At 72.8% G+C, this 14,698-nt stretch carries 17 protein-coding genes; 10 read left to right on the forward strand and 7 right to left on the reverse strand.

Going from position 1 to position 14,698, the window contains the following annotated elements:
- Positions 1-33: 33 nt before the first annotated feature.
- The 7 genes from AB0B55_RS15190 (at position 34) to AB0B55_RS15220 (ending at position 4,961) form a co-directional block, all read left to right on the forward strand.
- Positions 34-402, forward strand: coding sequence for a hypothetical protein (locus AB0B55_RS15190; protein ID WP_357124010.1), 369 nt, complete (start codon positions 34-36; stop codon positions 400-402).
- Complete coding sequence (locus AB0B55_RS15195; protein WP_357124007.1) at positions 395-1,663, forward strand: hypothetical protein; 1,269 nt, start codon at positions 395-397, stop codon at positions 1,661-1,663. The genes AB0B55_RS15190 and AB0B55_RS15195 overlap by 8 nt, the downstream gene beginning before the upstream one ends.
- A 182-nt stretch (positions 1,664-1,845) precedes the next feature.
- On the forward strand, positions 1,846-2,199 hold the full coding sequence (locus AB0B55_RS15200) for a hypothetical protein (RefSeq protein WP_357124004.1): 354 nt from the start codon (positions 1,846-1,848) through the stop codon (positions 2,197-2,199).
- Positions 2,200-2,433: 234 nt separating this feature from the next.
- On the forward strand, positions 2,434-3,237 hold the full coding sequence (locus tag AB0B55_RS15205; RefSeq protein WP_357124001.1) for a hypothetical protein: 804 nt from the start codon (positions 2,434-2,436) through the stop codon (positions 3,235-3,237).
- Positions 3,238-3,315: 78 nt separating this feature from the next.
- A complete protein-coding gene (locus AB0B55_RS15210) occupies positions 3,316-3,654 on the forward strand; it encodes a YkvA family protein (RefSeq protein WP_357123998.1) in 339 nt (112 codons plus the stop codon).
- 31 nt (positions 3,655-3,685) lie between these two features.
- Positions 3,686-4,093, forward strand: coding sequence for a pyridoxamine 5'-phosphate oxidase family protein (locus tag AB0B55_RS15215; protein ID WP_357123995.1), 408 nt, complete (start codon positions 3,686-3,688; stop codon positions 4,091-4,093).
- 223 nt (positions 4,094-4,316) lie between these two features.
- Positions 4,317-4,961 carry a C39 family peptidase gene (locus AB0B55_RS15220; protein ID WP_357123992.1) on the forward strand — a complete coding sequence of 215 codons (645 nt, stop codon included), beginning with the start codon at positions 4,317-4,319 and terminating at the stop codon, positions 4,959-4,961.
- A gap of 8 nt (positions 4,962-4,969) precedes the next feature.
- Here the strand turns inward: AB0B55_RS15220 and AB0B55_RS15225 are convergent, their stop codons facing one another.
- Positions 4,970-6,292 (reverse strand): FUSC family protein, encoded by a 1,323-nt coding sequence (locus AB0B55_RS15225; protein WP_357123989.1) that lies wholly within the window; start codon positions 6,290-6,292, stop codon positions 4,970-4,972.
- A gap of 180 nt (positions 6,293-6,472) precedes the next feature.
- Here AB0B55_RS15225 and AB0B55_RS15230 point away from each other — a divergent pair, with 180 nt between their 5' ends.
- Positions 6,473-7,078, forward strand: a complete 606-nt coding sequence (locus AB0B55_RS15230; protein WP_357123986.1) for a hemerythrin domain-containing protein — start codon at positions 6,473-6,475, stop codon at positions 7,076-7,078.
- A gap of 70 nt (positions 7,079-7,148) precedes the next feature.
- Here AB0B55_RS15230 and AB0B55_RS15235 read toward each other — a convergent pair whose 3' ends face one another.
- Entirely contained in the window at positions 7,149-7,331 is a 183-nt protein-coding gene (locus AB0B55_RS15235; protein ID WP_357123983.1) for an antitoxin, read from the reverse strand.
- Positions 7,332-7,520: 189 nt separating this feature from the next.
- Between AB0B55_RS15235 and AB0B55_RS15240 the strand changes: the two genes are divergently transcribed.
- Complete coding sequence (locus AB0B55_RS15240; protein WP_357123980.1) at positions 7,521-8,693, forward strand: AI-2E family transporter; 1,173 nt, start codon at positions 7,521-7,523, stop codon at positions 8,691-8,693.
- A gap of 22 nt (positions 8,694-8,715) precedes the next feature.
- On the opposite strand, the gene AB0B55_RS15245 is transcribed toward AB0B55_RS15240, so the two are convergent.
- Positions 8,716-9,393, reverse strand: coding sequence for an alpha/beta fold hydrolase (locus AB0B55_RS15245; protein ID WP_357171970.1), 678 nt, complete (start codon positions 9,391-9,393; stop codon positions 8,716-8,718).
- A gap of 207 nt (positions 9,394-9,600) precedes the next feature.
- On the opposite strand from AB0B55_RS15245, the gene AB0B55_RS15250 reads away from it, so the two are divergent.
- The gene (locus tag AB0B55_RS15250) at positions 9,601-9,795 is read left to right on the forward strand and encodes a hypothetical protein (RefSeq protein ID WP_357123974.1); all 195 of its coding nucleotides are present in this window, start codon (positions 9,601-9,603) and stop codon (positions 9,793-9,795) included.
- Between the two features lie 45 nt (positions 9,796-9,840).
- On the opposite strand, the gene AB0B55_RS15255 is transcribed toward AB0B55_RS15250, so the two are convergent.
- The 4 genes from AB0B55_RS15255 to AB0B55_RS15270 form a co-directional block, all read right to left on the reverse strand.
- Positions 9,841-12,216, reverse strand: coding sequence for a glycoside hydrolase family 65 protein (locus AB0B55_RS15255; protein ID WP_357123971.1), 2,376 nt, complete (start codon positions 12,214-12,216; stop codon positions 9,841-9,843).
- Entirely contained in the window at positions 12,213-13,004 is a 792-nt protein-coding gene (locus AB0B55_RS15260; RefSeq protein ID WP_357171971.1) for a beta-phosphoglucomutase family hydrolase, read from the reverse strand. Before AB0B55_RS15260 ends, AB0B55_RS15255 begins: the two co-directional genes overlap by 4 nt.
- A gap of 60 nt (positions 13,005-13,064) precedes the next feature.
- Positions 13,065-13,529: a DUF4442 domain-containing protein gene (locus tag AB0B55_RS15265; RefSeq protein WP_357123965.1), complete on the reverse strand. Its 465-nt coding sequence runs from the start codon at positions 13,527-13,529 to the stop codon at positions 13,065-13,067.
- Between the two features lie 63 nt (positions 13,530-13,592).
- Positions 13,593-14,615 carry a hypothetical protein gene (locus tag AB0B55_RS15270; protein ID WP_357123962.1) on the reverse strand — a complete coding sequence of 341 codons (1,023 nt, stop codon included), beginning with the start codon at positions 14,613-14,615 and terminating at the stop codon, positions 13,593-13,595.
- Positions 14,616-14,698: the final 83 nt, after the last annotated feature.

Here is a 14,698-nt window from a genome sequence, read left to right on the forward strand (position 1 = left end):
ACGGTTGTCAACCAGAACGACGGGGATGTTGCCATGACCGGGCGTACGGAAGTCGACCTGCTGTCCCTTGAGGACTTCCACCAGCACCTCGCGATGCGGCTCAGTCAGGCCGAGTCGGTGCTACGCAAGCTCAACACCGAGATGCAGTGCACTCCGCCGGCCCTGGGCTCGTTCACCGACGCAACCCAGAATTCGCGCCGCTACAGCGAGGTCCACCAGTCCTACGTGGAGCAGGCCGAACGGCTCCGGCAGGCCGTGCAGGCGGCGCAGCAGGCCACCGGCACCATCCTCGCCAACTACCGCACCGCCGAGGCGCGGAACGCGGCCAACGCCACCGACATCACCGCGGCGCTGACCGGGGTCGACCGGGCGTTGCAGCCGAAGGGGGACGGGCGTGTCTGAGTACACCCAGCGTTACCAGGGTCGGAGCCACCAGGAGCTGTACGACGCGGTGATGGTCGGCAAGCCGGAGCAGATCGAAGGGGTCGCCGCCCAGTGGGCCGCCCTCAAGGGCATCCTGGACGGTCTCGGCCGTGAGTTGAGCGGCGACCTCGAGAAGCTCGGCAACACCTGGACGGGCCCGGCGGGCCGGGAGTTCCAGCGGCGGCTGACGCTGATCGTCGACCACTCCGATGCCCTGGGCGAGGGCATGTCCGGCGTCAAGCAGGGTCTGACCATGATGGCCGGCCAACTGCGCACCGCGCACAAGAAGGCGGAGAGCCCCGAGGAGACCGACGACAACGACCAGGCCATCTCGGGCGTGCTCAAGGGCTCCGCCTTCGGCCTGCCCGGCGCGGTGGTCGGCGGCATCATGGGCCACCAGCAGGACAAGGAAGAGCAGGAGAAGGCCCACCAGCGGATGGTGAACCTGGTGGCCGAGCTGGCCGCCGGTTACGACCTCTCCGCCTACGACCGGGTGGTGGACCCGCCTCCGCCGCATCCGGAGACGCCGCGCACGGTCAACGACGACCGGCCGACGCCACGCAGCGGCCCGTCCAGCACGACGCCGTCCCGCGCTCCGATCGCCACCGGTCTCACCGCGCACCGGGGCGACGCGACGATCGCGACACCCGAGGGCGTGGCTCCTGGGCCGACCGCCGGGGGTGACTCGGTTCCCGGCCACGACGGTGGCACGTCGGTCGTCGTCATCGGGCCGGAGGGCGCCGCCAGCGACCCGGCGGGCACCTCCCTCGCCGGCGCGGACCCGCTGGTCAGCGGGGCCCTGCTCGCCGGCGGGGCGGCCGGACTGGCCGGCCTGTCCGGGCCGACCACCCTGCCCGCGAGCGCCGGGGGCGGCCCGGGCCTGCTCTTCGGGGCACCGGGCGGCGCACCGGCCGGCGGGGTGCTGCGCACCTCCGCGCTCGCCGGTTCCGGCAGCACTCCCACCACGTCGGCCCGGCCGACCGGCGGCACCGCCGGGGCGGAGAGCCGTTCGGCAAGCGGCGTGGGGCGGAGCATCGACGGCCGGCGCGGTGAGCCCGGTCGGGCCGCCGCGGCCGGCCGGCAGGGCCTGACGGGCAACGGCCGTCCCGGAGTGCTCGGCGGTCGGGGCCGTGCCGAGGATGACGAGTCCGACGACCGGCTGACCTGGCTCACCGAGGACGAGATGGTGTGGGGCGACGGCGGGGACGCCGCGCCGCCGGTGCTCGGCACCGGGGGCTGATCGCCGGCCACCGCACACGACCCCACGTGACCCCGCCGGACCCACTCCGGCGGGGTCACGTGCTTCGGCCCGCCGCCCGACCGCTGGTCGGCACCGTCCACTGTGCTCACGGTGGTCGTGGTCACTCCCGTTGTGCCCACCGTCGTGCTGCGCCGCGCCCCGCCGGGCGATAGGTTGGTCGGGTGTCGTCCGTAGCTCTGGTCCGCCCGGCCCGCTGGGCCGTGCTGCGGTCGCTACGGGAGCTGACCCGGCTGGCGGTCACCGCGCTGGTGCTCGCGGTCGGTCTCGGCGGCGCCCTCGCCGCCACCCCGCCGCCCGCGGAGGCGCAACTGCGCCCGACCGCCGTGAGCAGCCGGGTGGACACCGTCCGGCCCGACACCGCACCGACCACCGAGCGTACGAGCCGGCCGGCCCCTGCCACGCCGGCCGACGCGGTCGCCGCGCCCGCCGGTCCGGTCCTCGTGGGCACGGAGCACGCTCCGGCCGGCGTGCCCGGTCGCGGCATCCCGCCCCGACGCGGCCCTCCCGCGCGCTGACCCCGGTCCGCCAGGTCACCCGCCGCTTCGTCTGACCCACCTCCGGGTCGTCGTCCGGGTGCCCGACGCGCAGCCGCGCCCGTTCGGGCACGCCAGCCCAGCGACGGCTCTGCGCCCCGGCCCGCCATCGGAACAGCTCACCCCGACCACCCCGAGCCCGACGCGTCGAAGCGACGGGCGGTTCCGGTCGGGACCCATCCCTCGACACCGTCATTCGACCGCGAGGTGCTGATCATGCAGACCGTCCTCTCCGCCGTCCTGCCCGACGTACCCCGGGCCGCCGCCATCTGGCTGAGCCTGCTCGGGGTGGTCGTGTTCGCCGTCGCCGCGCTCCTGGTACGGCCCGGCCGCCTCCGCCTCCGCCTCGACCCGGCCGCCCGCATCCGCGACGCGGCCATGCCCAGCCACCTCGAACAGGTGCAGGAGCAGCGGGAACAGCGCCGCTACGCGCAGGAGATCGCGGTGGCCGCCGAACGCGCCGCCGCCACCGCCCAGCGCCGACGGGCCGAGTGGGTGGCCGCGCAGGAGACCGTCGAGGCGGCCTGGCAGGCGTTGGAGACGGCCGAGGCGGGCGTACGGCGGCTCGGCGCGGCAGCCGCGATGCCGTTGCCGCAGACCGCCCGGACTCCCGCCGAGTACGCCGACCGCGAGCGCTACCTGCACCGGGCCGCGCTGGACGCGTACTGGCGGCGGGAACTGTCGGTGGAGCAACTCAGTGACGTCTTCGCCCACCGGGACGGCTGGGATCCGCGGCTGCACCCCGTCGAGCAGGAGCTCGTGCTGCAACGGGCCGTCCGCGACAACCTGGCGGCCAAGCACGCCGCCGCCGTGGAGACCGAGCAGGCAGCGTGGCGGGCCGCGGAGCTGGCCGTGGCGGCGGCGCGCAGTCTCCGTGCGGAGGTCCACGCGGCCACCGGACGGCGCACGGCGGAGTCGGCCTCGGTGCTGCCGCTCAGCGAGGTCCTCCGGCCGGCCGCCGAGCAGACCCGGGAGAACGCGGTGGTCGCCCGTGGTCGGGCGGCGGTGCCGGTGTTCTGACCCGGAGGAGCGGCTCGCACGAGTCGCGCGGGACGGGCGTTCCGGGCCGGTTCGGCGTCGGTGGGTTAGCGTGACGGCATGTCCCGACAGTCGTGGGTCCTCGTGGTGATCGCCGGCATCCTGGCGCTCGCCACACTTGTCGGCGCGGTGGTGCTGGCGGTGCGTGTGGTGCGTACGAGGCGGCTGCTCACCGGGCTCGGCGCGGGCGGCAAGGTGGCCTTCTACGGGGCGTTGATCTACACGATCTTCCCGGTGGACATCCTCCCGGACCCGATCTACCTGGACGACATGGGCGTCCTGGCCGGCGCGTTGATCTACCTCACGCGGCTCGTCCACAAGCGCCGGGCGGCGGGCCGTCGTCTGCCCGGGCAGCCGGACGGCCCGTCGGCCCCGGACCGCACCCGCTCCGTACGATGATCAGCTTTGGCGCACACGACGGAGGACGCACGTGGCCGGTGATCATCGACTGGACATCCACGACGACCGGGTGGCGGCGTTCTGCGCGGAGCGGCACCTCGCGACGCTGACCACCCTGCGCGCCGACGGCACCCCGCACGTGGTACCCGTCGGGGTCACCCTCGATCCGGTGGCCGGGCTGGCCCGCGTGATCACCTCCGGCACGTCCCGCAAGGCTCGGCAGGTGGCCGCCGCCGGGCCGGAGGGCACTCCGGTGGCCGTCTGCCAGGTGGACGGCCGTCGCTGGCTGACGATCGAGGGCCGGGCGGTGCTCCGATCGGACCGGGCCTGCGTGGCGGAGGCGGAGCGCCGGTACGCCGAGCGCTATCGGACCCCGCGTCCGAATCCGGAGCGCGTCGTCATCGAGATCACTGTGACGGGACTACTCGGCAGCCTCTGACGTCCGTTACGTCGCCTGTGTCGTATTCGCGCCCCGCTGCCGGTCAGTGAACGTGAGCCACCCTGCGCGCGGAATCCCCCACCGTCGGCGGTCGTTACGCCAGGTCGCGACGCCCGCACCGGCAGCCGGCGGCGGAATGCCGCCCGGAGCAGGGCCGTTACGTCCCCGGTAACCACGGCCGAGACCGCCACGGAGGCGGCTACCCCCGAACGGAGACTCGACCATGAACCCGATCGTGCAGAAGAGCGGCCTGTCCGTCGTCGGCCTGCTGGTCGCCGGCGGTTGCGCCCTCGGCCCCGCCGTCGCCGCGCAGGCAGCCCCCGCGCCGGCGGCCCCATCCTCGTCGAGCCAGACCAGCCGCAGCGCCGAGCGGGTCCTCGACGTCGACTACCAGGCACAGCCGAACTTCTTCTACTGCGGCCCCGCCGCCACCCGCATCGCGCTCTCGGCCCAGGGCAAGGCGCTCTCCCAGGACGACGTGGCCAAGCTGCTCGGCACCACCGAGGCGGGCACCCCGTCCGCCCTCGACACCACCCGCGTGCTCAACGAGTTGACCGGAGGTCACTACCGGACCACCGAGATCCGTGACTCGGTGGCCCGCCCTGACCAGGTCGAGCAGCTACGCCGGGATGTCCTGGCCGCGATCGACGCCGGCCGCCCGGTGGTGGCCAACATCAAGGGCACGACCGTGGACACCGACGGCAACCCGCACTCGTACGAGGGTGGCCACTACCTGACGCTTGTCGGCTACCGCGACGGCGGGGACCTCATCCGGGTCGCCGACCCGGCCGACCCGGCGCTGGGCGAGTACTGGATGAGCCTGCCGAAGGTCGCCAACTGGATCGCCGAGCGCGGTTACTCCTCCTGACCCGATGCTCACCGGGCCGGCCTCTCCCGCGCGGAGGGGCCGGCCCGGTCGTTCCGTCTGCGGTTGGCCAGATGCGCCCGGCGACGCGCGCGGATAGCCCGTGTCGGCGGGGCGCGGTGCAGCTCACGCCGGGCCGGCGGGGCGATGGCCGACTCGCCGGCGCCGGCCGCCCGGCGCACGATCCGGTTGGCGTCGTCCGGGTCGTAGCCACAGGCCCGGAGCAGGTCGCTCGACGCGGTACGCAGGCCGGTGACGATCGCGTCGCCGAACGACCGGACTCCACTCGCGGCGGCCTGGCCGGCCAACTCGGCGCACTCCTCGACCAGCTTCCGGGTCCGCCGTGGATCGCCGCCGGTACGGCACTCCGCCCGCATCTTCGTCACCGCCTGTCCCAACCGCCCGATGGCGTTCGGCAGCTCCGGCGGGATCGGCTCGTCGTACTGCAGAGCGGTCGTCGACCAGCGGGCGAGGGCATGGCTGTCCAGCAGTAACCGTTCGAGGTGCTCCGAGCTGCGCGCGTACCTGTGGAACTGCTGGCGGCGGTGCCAACGGGCCGGCGCGATCGTCACCACCTCCTCCGCGCCGCTCAGCGCGTCGTGCAATCGACTCAGATCCCCCTCGGTGCCGCGCAGCGTTTCCAGGACGTGTCTCGTCCCATCGCTGTCGCGCTGCCGGAGCACCTGCCCCAGCTTCTCGAGTTGTTCTGCGAGGACCGTGAAGATCGGCGCCGCCGCCCGGTCCAGCACCCGCATGGGGTTGACCGGCAGCAACAGCGCGACCACCACCAGACCGACCACCCCACCGACGAGCGCGTCGAAGATCCGGGGCACCTCCAGGCCCCGGTCCATCGGAGCGAGCGTGGCGATCAGTACGGCGGTACCGCCGGCCTGACCGACCAGCGGGCCGCCCTTCCCGGCCACCAGCAGGGCGGTGGCGATGGCCAGGCCGACGACCACCCCGGTCTGCCACGGTCCCGAACCGAGGAAGAAGCGCAGCGTGTCGCCGATGACGATGCCCAGTCCGACGCCGAACAGCAGCTCGAAAGTGCGTCGGGCCCGCTGCCCGATGGCGGTGGCGATCGTACCGACGGCGGCGGCCGGAGCGAAGACGTGCGAACCCGGGCCGAGGAAGTGCTTGGCGATCAGGGCCGCGAGCGCCGCCGCCAGCCCGGCCTGGGCGGCGATCACCACAGTGACCTCCCACTGCCGGGCACGGACCCGGCCCGCCTGGCCGCTGCGGTGCCGCACCCGTTCGACCGCCCGGCCGCTGCGCTCGGCGGCCTCGTCGAGCCGCGACTGGTCGCGGTCGGCGGCTGGACGGTCGTCGGTCATGGCGGCGGTTACCCCCGGGAAGCGCGGTCAATCGTGCCGTCGTGCCCCGCGCTTCCCAGCGGCCCCGGCGGCACCAGCCGTCACCGGGGGGCGGATTCATCGGCGATCGTAGGTTTGCTCGATCGCTGGGGGGTACCAGGGGCCGCACACCCACCGATCCGCAACCGGTAAGGGGCCCAGATGAGCAGTCCACACAGCACCGGGGAGCAGGATGTCGTCGACCTCCTCGTCGCCGACCACCGTGCGGTCGAGACCCTCTTCGTCGAGCTGGAAACACGACAGGGTACGCCCGAGTACCGCCGTCAGCTCGCCGACGTGGTGATCGCCGAACTGGTCCGGCACGCCGTGGCCGAGGAGGCGTACGTCTACCCGACGGCCCGCAAGGCGCTGCCCGACGGCGACCAGATCGCCGACCACGAGATCACCGAGCACGCCGACGCCGAGCGCACGATGAAGGACCTGGAGTCGGTCGACCCGTCCGACCCTCGCTTCGACGAGTTGCTGGCCCAGCTGACCAGCACCATCCGTCACCACGTGCAGGACGAGGAGAAGGACCTCTTCCCCCGGCTGCGCGCCGCCACCGCCCGGGAGGAGATGGTCGAGCTGGCCGGCAAGGTGACGGCGTTCAAGAAGATCGCGCCGACCCGCCCGCACCCGAGCGCACCGGACCACCCACCGGCGAACAAGCTGCTCGCCCCCGGCACGGGGATGATCGACCGGATGCGTGACGCGCTGAGTGACCGGCCGACCTCGATGGACGAGCTACGCGAGCAGCAGCAGCGCTGATCGGCGTACGCTCCGCACACGACAGTCCCGGGCCGCCGAACGCTCGGCGGCCCGGGACACGTCCACTACGTCAGCGGACCTGATCACCCTCGCCGGTACGCGCCTGGGCCTGGTCGACGCCCTTGTCGATCTGGTCGCCGTACTTGCCGCCGGTGCGCTTGTCGGCCATGTCGCCGGCCTTCTCCATGCCCTGATCGACCTGCTTGTCGTGCTTGTCCGCGAAATCCTTGGCCTTGTCCATGAAGTCACCCACGGCGCTCCTCCTCCTCGGGTAGTTCCTCCCGGGTTCCCTCGTCCCGAGAGCGCAAACGCCTTCCGTTCGGGCGTACTCCGCGAAGGCCTGACCAGCGCTCCCCCGGCCGGCGTACGATCCGCGCGGACGACCGGGTGTCGGCGCACGGCCGGCCGGGTACCGACCTCGCCGAGATCGAGGAGGGCCGACATGACGGCAGACCAACCCGGGGCGGACGTCGCGCCGACAACCGGCGGAACTCAGGAGACCGGTACCACGGCGGCGACGGCCGGGGGCACCGCGGCACCCGGTGACGCCGGGGCGCGGCACGCGTGGGCGGGGCTGCCCTGGCTGGTACGGACTGCGGTGCTCTGGAGCGCCTGCCTGGTGGTGATCGTCGCCGGGCTCTACCTGCTGGGCCGGATCGCCGTCCTGCTGGCCCCGCTCGCCATCGCCCTGGCGGCCACCATCTTCCTCACCGCGCTGTTGGACCCGGTGCTGCTCCGGCTGCGTCGCCTGCGCCTCCCAGCGGCGCTGGCCGCGCTGCTCACCGTCCTGCTGCTGCTCGGCATCCTCGTGGGCGTCGGAGCGCTGGTGTGGAACCTGACCGCCAGCCAGTTCGACCAGCTCAGTCAGCAACTGACCCAGGGGCTCGACCGGAGCCGCGACTTCGTCACGTCCACCCTGCCGGTCAGCGAGGCCCAACTCGACAAACTGATCGACCAGGCCCGGGAGGGGCTCAGCGGCAGCTCGCCGGACCCGGTGTCCGGCGCCCGGACGGCCAGCGAGGTCGTCGGTTCCGCGCTGCTCGCCCTGGTGCTGCTCTTCTTCCTGCTGAAGGACGGCCGGTCGATGTGGCACTGGACGCTGTCCCGGATGGCCGGCCCGAACCGACCCCTGGTGGCCGAGGCCGGCCGGAACGGCTGGCAGACCCTCGGCGCGTACAGCCGGGGGACCATGATCATCGCGGCCATCGACGCGATCGGCATCGGCCTGGCCCTGGTCGTGCTACGGGTGCCGCTGGCCCTGCCCCTGGCGCTGATCACGTTCCTCGGCGGCTTCGTGCCGATCATCGGGGCGACGGTCGCGGGCGCGGTCGCGGTTCTGGTGGCCCTGGCGGCCAACGGGCCGACGACCGCTCTGCTCACCCTCGCCGCCGTGGTCGCGGTGCAGCAGATCGAGGGCAACCTGCTGGAGCCGCTGGTCATGAAGCGCCAGGTCCGCCTGCACCCCGCCGTGATCCTGGTGGCGGTCACCGCCGGCACCCTCATCGCGGGCATCGCCGGCGCCTTCGTCAGCGTTCCGATCACCGCCGTCCTGTGGCGCGTCGTCGACACCGTCCAACGCCGCCGGTCCACCTCACACCTGCCGGCGGCGGGGTAGAGCCGACGCCGGGCCAGGGCCCTCACCCGCGGCGGGGCGCAGTTGTCGTCCGGGTCAGCCGGGTGGTGAACCAGGTGCCGGCGTGCTCGGCGACCTGGTCGAGCGTGCCGGGCTCCTCGAAGAGGTGGGTGGCGCCCGGCACCACCCACAGCTCGCCCACGTCCCCCAGTTCGGCGAGCGCCCGCTCGTTGAGCGCGAGCACCTCCTCGTCCAGGCCGCCGACCAGCAGCAGGGTGGGAGACCGCACCTGACCCAGCGCGGTGCCCGCCAGGTCGGCCCGGCCGCCCCGGGAGACCACCGCGCCCACCCGGTCGGCGCGGGACGCCGCCGCCACCAGCGCGGCGGCGGCACCCGTGCTCGCACCGAAGAGACCGATCGGTACGTCACCCGCCGGACGCTCGGCCACCAACCAGTCGACGATCCCGGCCAGCCGGCTGGCCAACATCCCGATGTCGAACCGGAGTTCGGCCGTCCGCGTGTCCACCTCCTCCTCGTCCGGAGTGAGCAGGTCGACCAGGACGCACGCGAGGCCACGGGAGTTCAGCGCCCGCGCCACCGCGACGTTGCGCGGACTGTGCCGGGAGCTACCGCTGCCGTGCGCGAACAGCACCACGCCCACCGGTTGGGCGGGTAGCAGCAGATCGGCGGGGAGCTGGGCGTCCCGAACCGGAATGATCACCGTGTCGTGCTGCTCGTCCATGCCGCACCTCCGTGCTCGCCTACGGTCGGGTTACCCCGCCCGACGCGTCGCACGCGCCCGGTGCAGGCGGCCGGTGCAGGCGCCGGTGCAGGCGACCGGTGCAGGCGACCGGAGCGCGGCGTTTGCCGGGTGGGTCGCCGGGTACGCGACGAGGAGACCGCAGACCGTGTAGGCGCAGCCGCGCCCCGACGGATCGCGAGGATCATGATGGCCAAGCAGCAGATCTCCCGGCAGCAGCAGATGACCGAACGCGCCCAGCGTGAACAGGACGCCGCGCGCAACCAGGACGTCAGTGACCAGGACTTCGGTGACCAGGCAGCCTCGGCCCGCCTCCCCGACGATCCCAAGGCGGCTGCGCCGCGGGACGCGATCGGACGCCCCTCGACCGGCGAGCCGGTCTGACGTACGCGCGCGACGGCCGGGGCGGGAACACTCCCGCCCCGGCCGTCACTGCTGCTTGGCCTCGGGGAGCCGGAGCAGGGGCGAGCGCCCCGGCGGCTGCTCCGGCGGCGGCCCCGAGGGCTCGGCCGGCGGCACCGGCACCGTCACCGGTTCGTCGCAGGTGACCCGCACCATCTGGTCGTGGTGGCGCAACTCGACGACGTCGTCCGGGCCACCGTGGCGCAGCGCGTACGTCGTCTGGTGCGGGCGGACGTCGACCCGCAGCGCCAGACCCCGCCACTGAAGGGAGAACTCCAGGCGGCTCAGCCGGCTGGAGAGCCGGGGCGCGAACGACAGCTCGCCGTCGTGGTCACGCAGCCCGCCCAGCCCGCTGACCAGGGCGAGCCACGCGCCGGCCAGCGAGGCCATGTGCACGCCGTCGCGGGTGTTCTCGTTGAGGTCGTGCAGGTCCATCAGCGCGGCCTCGCGGAGATAGATGTGCGCCAGGTCGGGATGGCCGACCTCGGCGGCGAGCACCGACTGGGTGCAGGCCGACAGCGACGAGTCGCGCACCGTCCGACGCTCGTAGTAGAGGAAGTTGCGAACCTTCTGCTCGGGGGTGAACGCGTCCCCCCGCCAGTGCATCGCCAGGACCAGGTCGGCCTGCTTAACGACCTGTTTGCGGTACAGGTCGAAGTACGGATAGTGCAGCAGCAGCGGGTACTTCTCGGCGGGCGTGTGCGCGAAGTCCCACTCCTGCAACCGGGTGAACCCCTCCACCTGCTGGTGCACGTCCAGCTCGTCGTCGTACGGCACGTGCATCGACGTGGCGGCGTCCCGCCAGCTCGCCGCCTCCTCGTCGGTGACGCCGAGGTGGAACGCGTCGTCCCGGTAGCGCATGACGACGTCAGCGGCGGTGAGCAGGTTCCGCTGGGCCATCAGGTTGGTGTAGATGTTGTCGTTCTTCACCGCCGTGTACTCGTCCGGACCGGTCACCCCGTCGATGTGGAACCGGCCGTGCCGGTCGTGGTGCCCGATCGAGCGCCACAGCCGGGCGGTCTCCACCAACAGCTCCAGCCCGATCTCCCGCTCGGTGGCGGTGTCCCCGGTGACCAGCACGTACCGTCGGACCGCGTCGGCGATGTCGGCGGCGATGTGGAACGCCGCCGTACCCGCCGGCCAGTACCCGGACGACTCCGGCCCCTCGATGGTCCGCCAGGGGAAGGCGGCGCCCTTGAAGTTGAGCGTCGCCGCCCGTTCCCGGGCCTGTTCCAGCGTGCTGTGCCGCCACTGCAGGGCGCTGCGCACCGCGCTGGGCTGGGTGTACGTGAGGACCGGCAGGACGAACATCTCGGTGTCCCAGAAGGCGTGCCCGTCGTAGCCGGGGCCGGTCAGCCCCTTCGCCGAGATCGGCCGCTGCTCGGCACGGGCCCCCGCCTGGAGCACGTGGAACAGCCCGAAGCGGACGGCCTGCTGGATCTCCGGATCACCCTCGACCAGCACGTCGGCCGCGTCCCAGAACTCGTCCAGGTAGGCGCGCTGCTCTCGGTGCAACCCGTCCCAACCGTCCAACCGGGCGCCGGCAAGCGCCGCGCCGACCTGGTCGCGCAGCGCGGGCAACGAACGTCGACTCGACCAGCCGTACGTCAGATACTTGACCACCCGCAGCTTCTCGCCGGGCTTGAGCACGCAGCCGATGGTGGTGCGCACCCAGTCCTCGTACCCCTCGGACTCGATGGTGGTGTGGTCCGGGCCGTGCACCTCGTGCTCCATGGCGGCGGCGACGCGCAGCCCGGACACCTTCGTGCGGTGGATGAGCTGGCCGCCGTCCGGGGTGGTCAGCTCCTCCTCGGCCAGCAACGGCGATTCCAGCACGGCCGCGACCCGGGGGTCCTTGCTCTGCGCGGGCAGCGACTCGTTGGCCACCAGCTCGGACTGCACGATCAAGCGCAGCGGGCCGTCGACGGCCTCCACCTCGTAGCTGATCGCGGCGACCGACCGCTGGGTGAACGACACGAGCCGGGTGCTGCGGACCTTGACCTCGCGGCCGGCCGGGGAGCGCCAGTGCAGCTCCCGGTGCAGGGTGCCGGCCCGCAGGTCGAGGATCCGCTCGTGGGACAGCAGCTCGCCGTAGCGCACGTCGAGCGGTTCGTCGTCGACGAGCAGGCGGATCAGCTTGCCGTTGGTGACGTTGACGATGGTCTGCCCCGACTCGGGGAAACCGTAGCCGGCCTCCGCGTACGGCAGCGGACGTAGCTCGTAGAACGAGTTGAGGTAGGTGCCGGGCAGCCCGTGCGGCTCGCCCTCGTCGAGGTTGCCGCGCAGACCGACGTGCCCGTTGGAGAGCGCGAAGACCGATTCCGACTGGGCCAGCACGTCCATGTCCAGGCGGGTCTCCCGGATGTGCCAGGGCTCGACGGGATAGGCCCGTTCCCGGATCACGTGCGGTCCCGTTCGCCGGCGGGGCGGGGTGCCGGCGGGGCGGCGTCGCCCGCGTCGAGCAGGTCCGCGAGGTCCTTGACCACCACGTCCGCGCCGTGCGCGAGCAGTTCGTCGGCCTGTCCCACCCGGTCGACGCCGATCACGTACCCGAATCCGCCCGCCCGGCCGGCGGCCACCCCGGAGAGCGCGTCCTCGAAGACGGCGGCCTGCGCCGGGTCGACGCCCAGGACCTTGGCGCCGGCCAGGAAGGTGTCGGGGTGGGGTTTGCCGCGCAGCTTCTGTTCCCGGGCCACGAGCCCGTCGATTCGGGCCTCCAGCAGGTCCGCCAGGCCGGCGGCGGCGACCACCTCGCGCCCGTTGGCGCTCGCGGTGACCACCGCTCGGCGCAGCCCGGCGTCGGTCGCCGCCCGCAGATAGCGCACCGAGCCCGGATAGACCTCGACGCCGGAGGTGCGCAGACGATCCAGCAGCAGGACGTTCTTGCGGTTGCCGATGCCGTTGACCGTGTCGGCGTCCGGCGGATCGTCCGGGCTGCCCTCGGCAAGCACGATTCCCCGGGACTCGAGGAACGACCGGACGCCGTCGGCACGCGGTCGGCCGTCGACGTAGCGGTTGTAGTCGGGGCCAGGGTCGAACGGTTGGAAGGGCTGCCCGGTCGCTGCGGCGCGCTTACGCAGGAACTCGTCGAACGTCTCGGTCCAGGCGGCGTTGTGCACCCGGGCGGTCTGCGTCAGCACACCGTCCAGATCGAAGAGACAGGCGGTCACATGAGCAGGTAGGCCCAGCACGGTACGAATCTAACCACCCGGCTGGGTGCGCAAACCCGTTTTGAGCCGCCGCCGGGCCGCTCAGTTCGGCCGCAGGGTCCAGATCACCGTCATGGTCGACGTGGGCGTGCCGTCCTCGGTGGCGATCTCCACCTCGATGTCGAACTCGGGCCGCTGACCGGCCTCCAGCTCCGCGACCACCTCCGACGCCGGACGCCCCAGCCGCGCGGTCGCCAGCACCGACCCCAGGGCCAGCTTGCGGTAGGCGATCTCGGCTCGGACGGCGAGCGGCACGGCCCGGTCGAGGAGCTGCCCGAAGGCGGCCAGCACGACCGCGCCGGAGGCCGTCTCGCCGAGCGTGAACATCGCCCCGGCGTGCGGGCCGCCGACGTGGTTGTGGGTGGCCGGCGTGTCGGGGAGCCGGACGACGGCCCGCACCCCGCCGTCCGCCTCGGGCGCCACCTCGACGAATTCGATGCCGAGCGTGCGGGCGAACGGCACCGATTGCAGGATGCCGGCCGCCACCTGGCGTGAGTCGATGGTCATGACCCGACGCTACTTCTCGGTAACCAGGGCGGCAACCAGGGTTTTCCCCGACTACGACAACCGTCAGAGGTTGGCGATCGTGCGCAGGATCTCGGCGTAGAAGTTGCCGTCGATGCTCCGGAAGAGGGAGAAATCCTGACCCGGATCGCCGAAGAACGGGCGCAGCGTCCACGCCAACTGGGTGCCCACGAAGCCGAAGAGCAGGATCCAGATGTAGAGCAGCGTCATGCTGGCCGGGCGCTGTGTGGGCTCGCCCCGCCGCACCGGCGGGTTGCCCCAGTGGCGCTGCTGCGCCGGGTAACCCGGCGGCACCATGCCGGGCGGGAACGCGGTGCCGGGCTGCCCACCCCACTGCGTCGGAACAGCCGCCGGGGCCGGCGTGGTGGTCGTGGCGCTCGCGCCCTCGGGCGCGGCACCGTTCGCCGCCGACGCGACGGCCGCGCCGGCCGGAACCGCTACCGGCTCAGCGGCGCCCGGCGTGCCGCCCACCGGCACCGCGACCGGAGCGTCGACCTGGGCCGGAGCATTGGCCGCCGCCGGCACGCTGACCTGAGCCGGAACGGTGGCCGTGGTCGTCGCCGGGGCGAGCAGGCCGTGGTCGTTGAGCACCTGCATGCCACCGGTCAGGAAGCGCAGCCCGACCAGCGCCGACAGCGTCAGGATCGCGACGTTGAGCAGCTTGAAGAAGCCGTAGTCGGGCGCGGTGATCAGGAAGAAGAGGCTGATCGGCGCGAACGCCACCGCGAGCATCGAGGTGACGGTGATCGCCACCATCACCAGCGCCAACGACTGACGCACCGAGAGCCGGGCGCCGAACACCAGGTTGAACAGGTACAGCGTGGGCAGGCAGATGGCCAGCGTCACCAGGAACAGCAGGGGCAGCTTCAGCGCGGACGTCAGGGCCATCAGCGGGCTGTGGAACGCGCCGAGCACCGCCCCGTAACAGGCGAGGGCGATGGCGGAGCTGGCCAACATCCGCCCGGTCAGCGCGTTGAGGTCGCCCTCGGCCACGATCTGCTGCCAGATGCCCTGGCGGTCGCGCAGGATGCGCTCGATGACGAGCGGACTGGGACGGTCACCCGACACGGGCGCACCCCTCTCGGTCAGGCACGAAATGGACTAGGTGGGCAGACGGTAGGGCACCGGACAGGCGGGCCGCCACCCCGCTC

This window comes from Micromonospora sp. NPDC049107, assembly GCF_040648595.1.
GTDB lineage: Bacteria > Actinomycetota > Actinomycetes > Mycobacteriales > Micromonosporaceae > Micromonospora.

What these genes read in the sequence shown, in the direction of transcription:
- AB0B55_RS15190 (WP_357124010.1), top strand. Translation starts at nt 34, where the DNA reads ATGACCGGGCGTACGGAAGTCGACCTGCTGTCCCTTGAGGACTTCCAC.
- AB0B55_RS15205 (WP_357124001.1), top strand. Translation starts at nt 2,434, where the DNA reads ATGCAGACCGTCCTCTCCGCCGTCCTGCCCGACGTACCCCGGGCCGCC.
- AB0B55_RS15210 (WP_357123998.1), top strand. Translation starts at nt 3,316, where the DNA reads ATGTCCCGACAGTCGTGGGTCCTCGTGGTGATCGCCGGCATCCTGGCG.
- AB0B55_RS15220 (WP_357123992.1), top strand. Translation starts at nt 4,317, where the DNA reads ATGAACCCGATCGTGCAGAAGAGCGGCCTGTCCGTCGTCGGCCTGCTG.
- AB0B55_RS15225 (WP_357123989.1), bottom strand. Translation starts at nt 6,292, where the DNA reads ATGACCGACGACCGTCCAGCCGCCGACCGCGACCAGTCGCGGCTCGAC.
- AB0B55_RS15230 (WP_357123986.1), top strand. Translation starts at nt 6,473, where the DNA reads ATGAGCAGTCCACACAGCACCGGGGAGCAGGATGTCGTCGACCTCCTC.
- AB0B55_RS15240 (WP_357123980.1), top strand. Translation starts at nt 7,521, where the DNA reads ATGACGGCAGACCAACCCGGGGCGGACGTCGCGCCGACAACCGGCGGA.
- AB0B55_RS15245 (WP_357171970.1), bottom strand. Translation starts at nt 9,393, where the DNA reads ATGGACGAGCAGCACGACACGGTGATCATTCCGGTTCGGGACGCCCAG.
- AB0B55_RS15250 (WP_357123974.1), top strand. Translation starts at nt 9,601, where the DNA reads ATGGCCAAGCAGCAGATCTCCCGGCAGCAGCAGATGACCGAACGCGCC.
- AB0B55_RS15265 (WP_357123965.1), bottom strand. Translation starts at nt 13,529, where the DNA reads ATGACCATCGACTCACGCCAGGTGGCGGCCGGCATCCTGCAATCGGTG.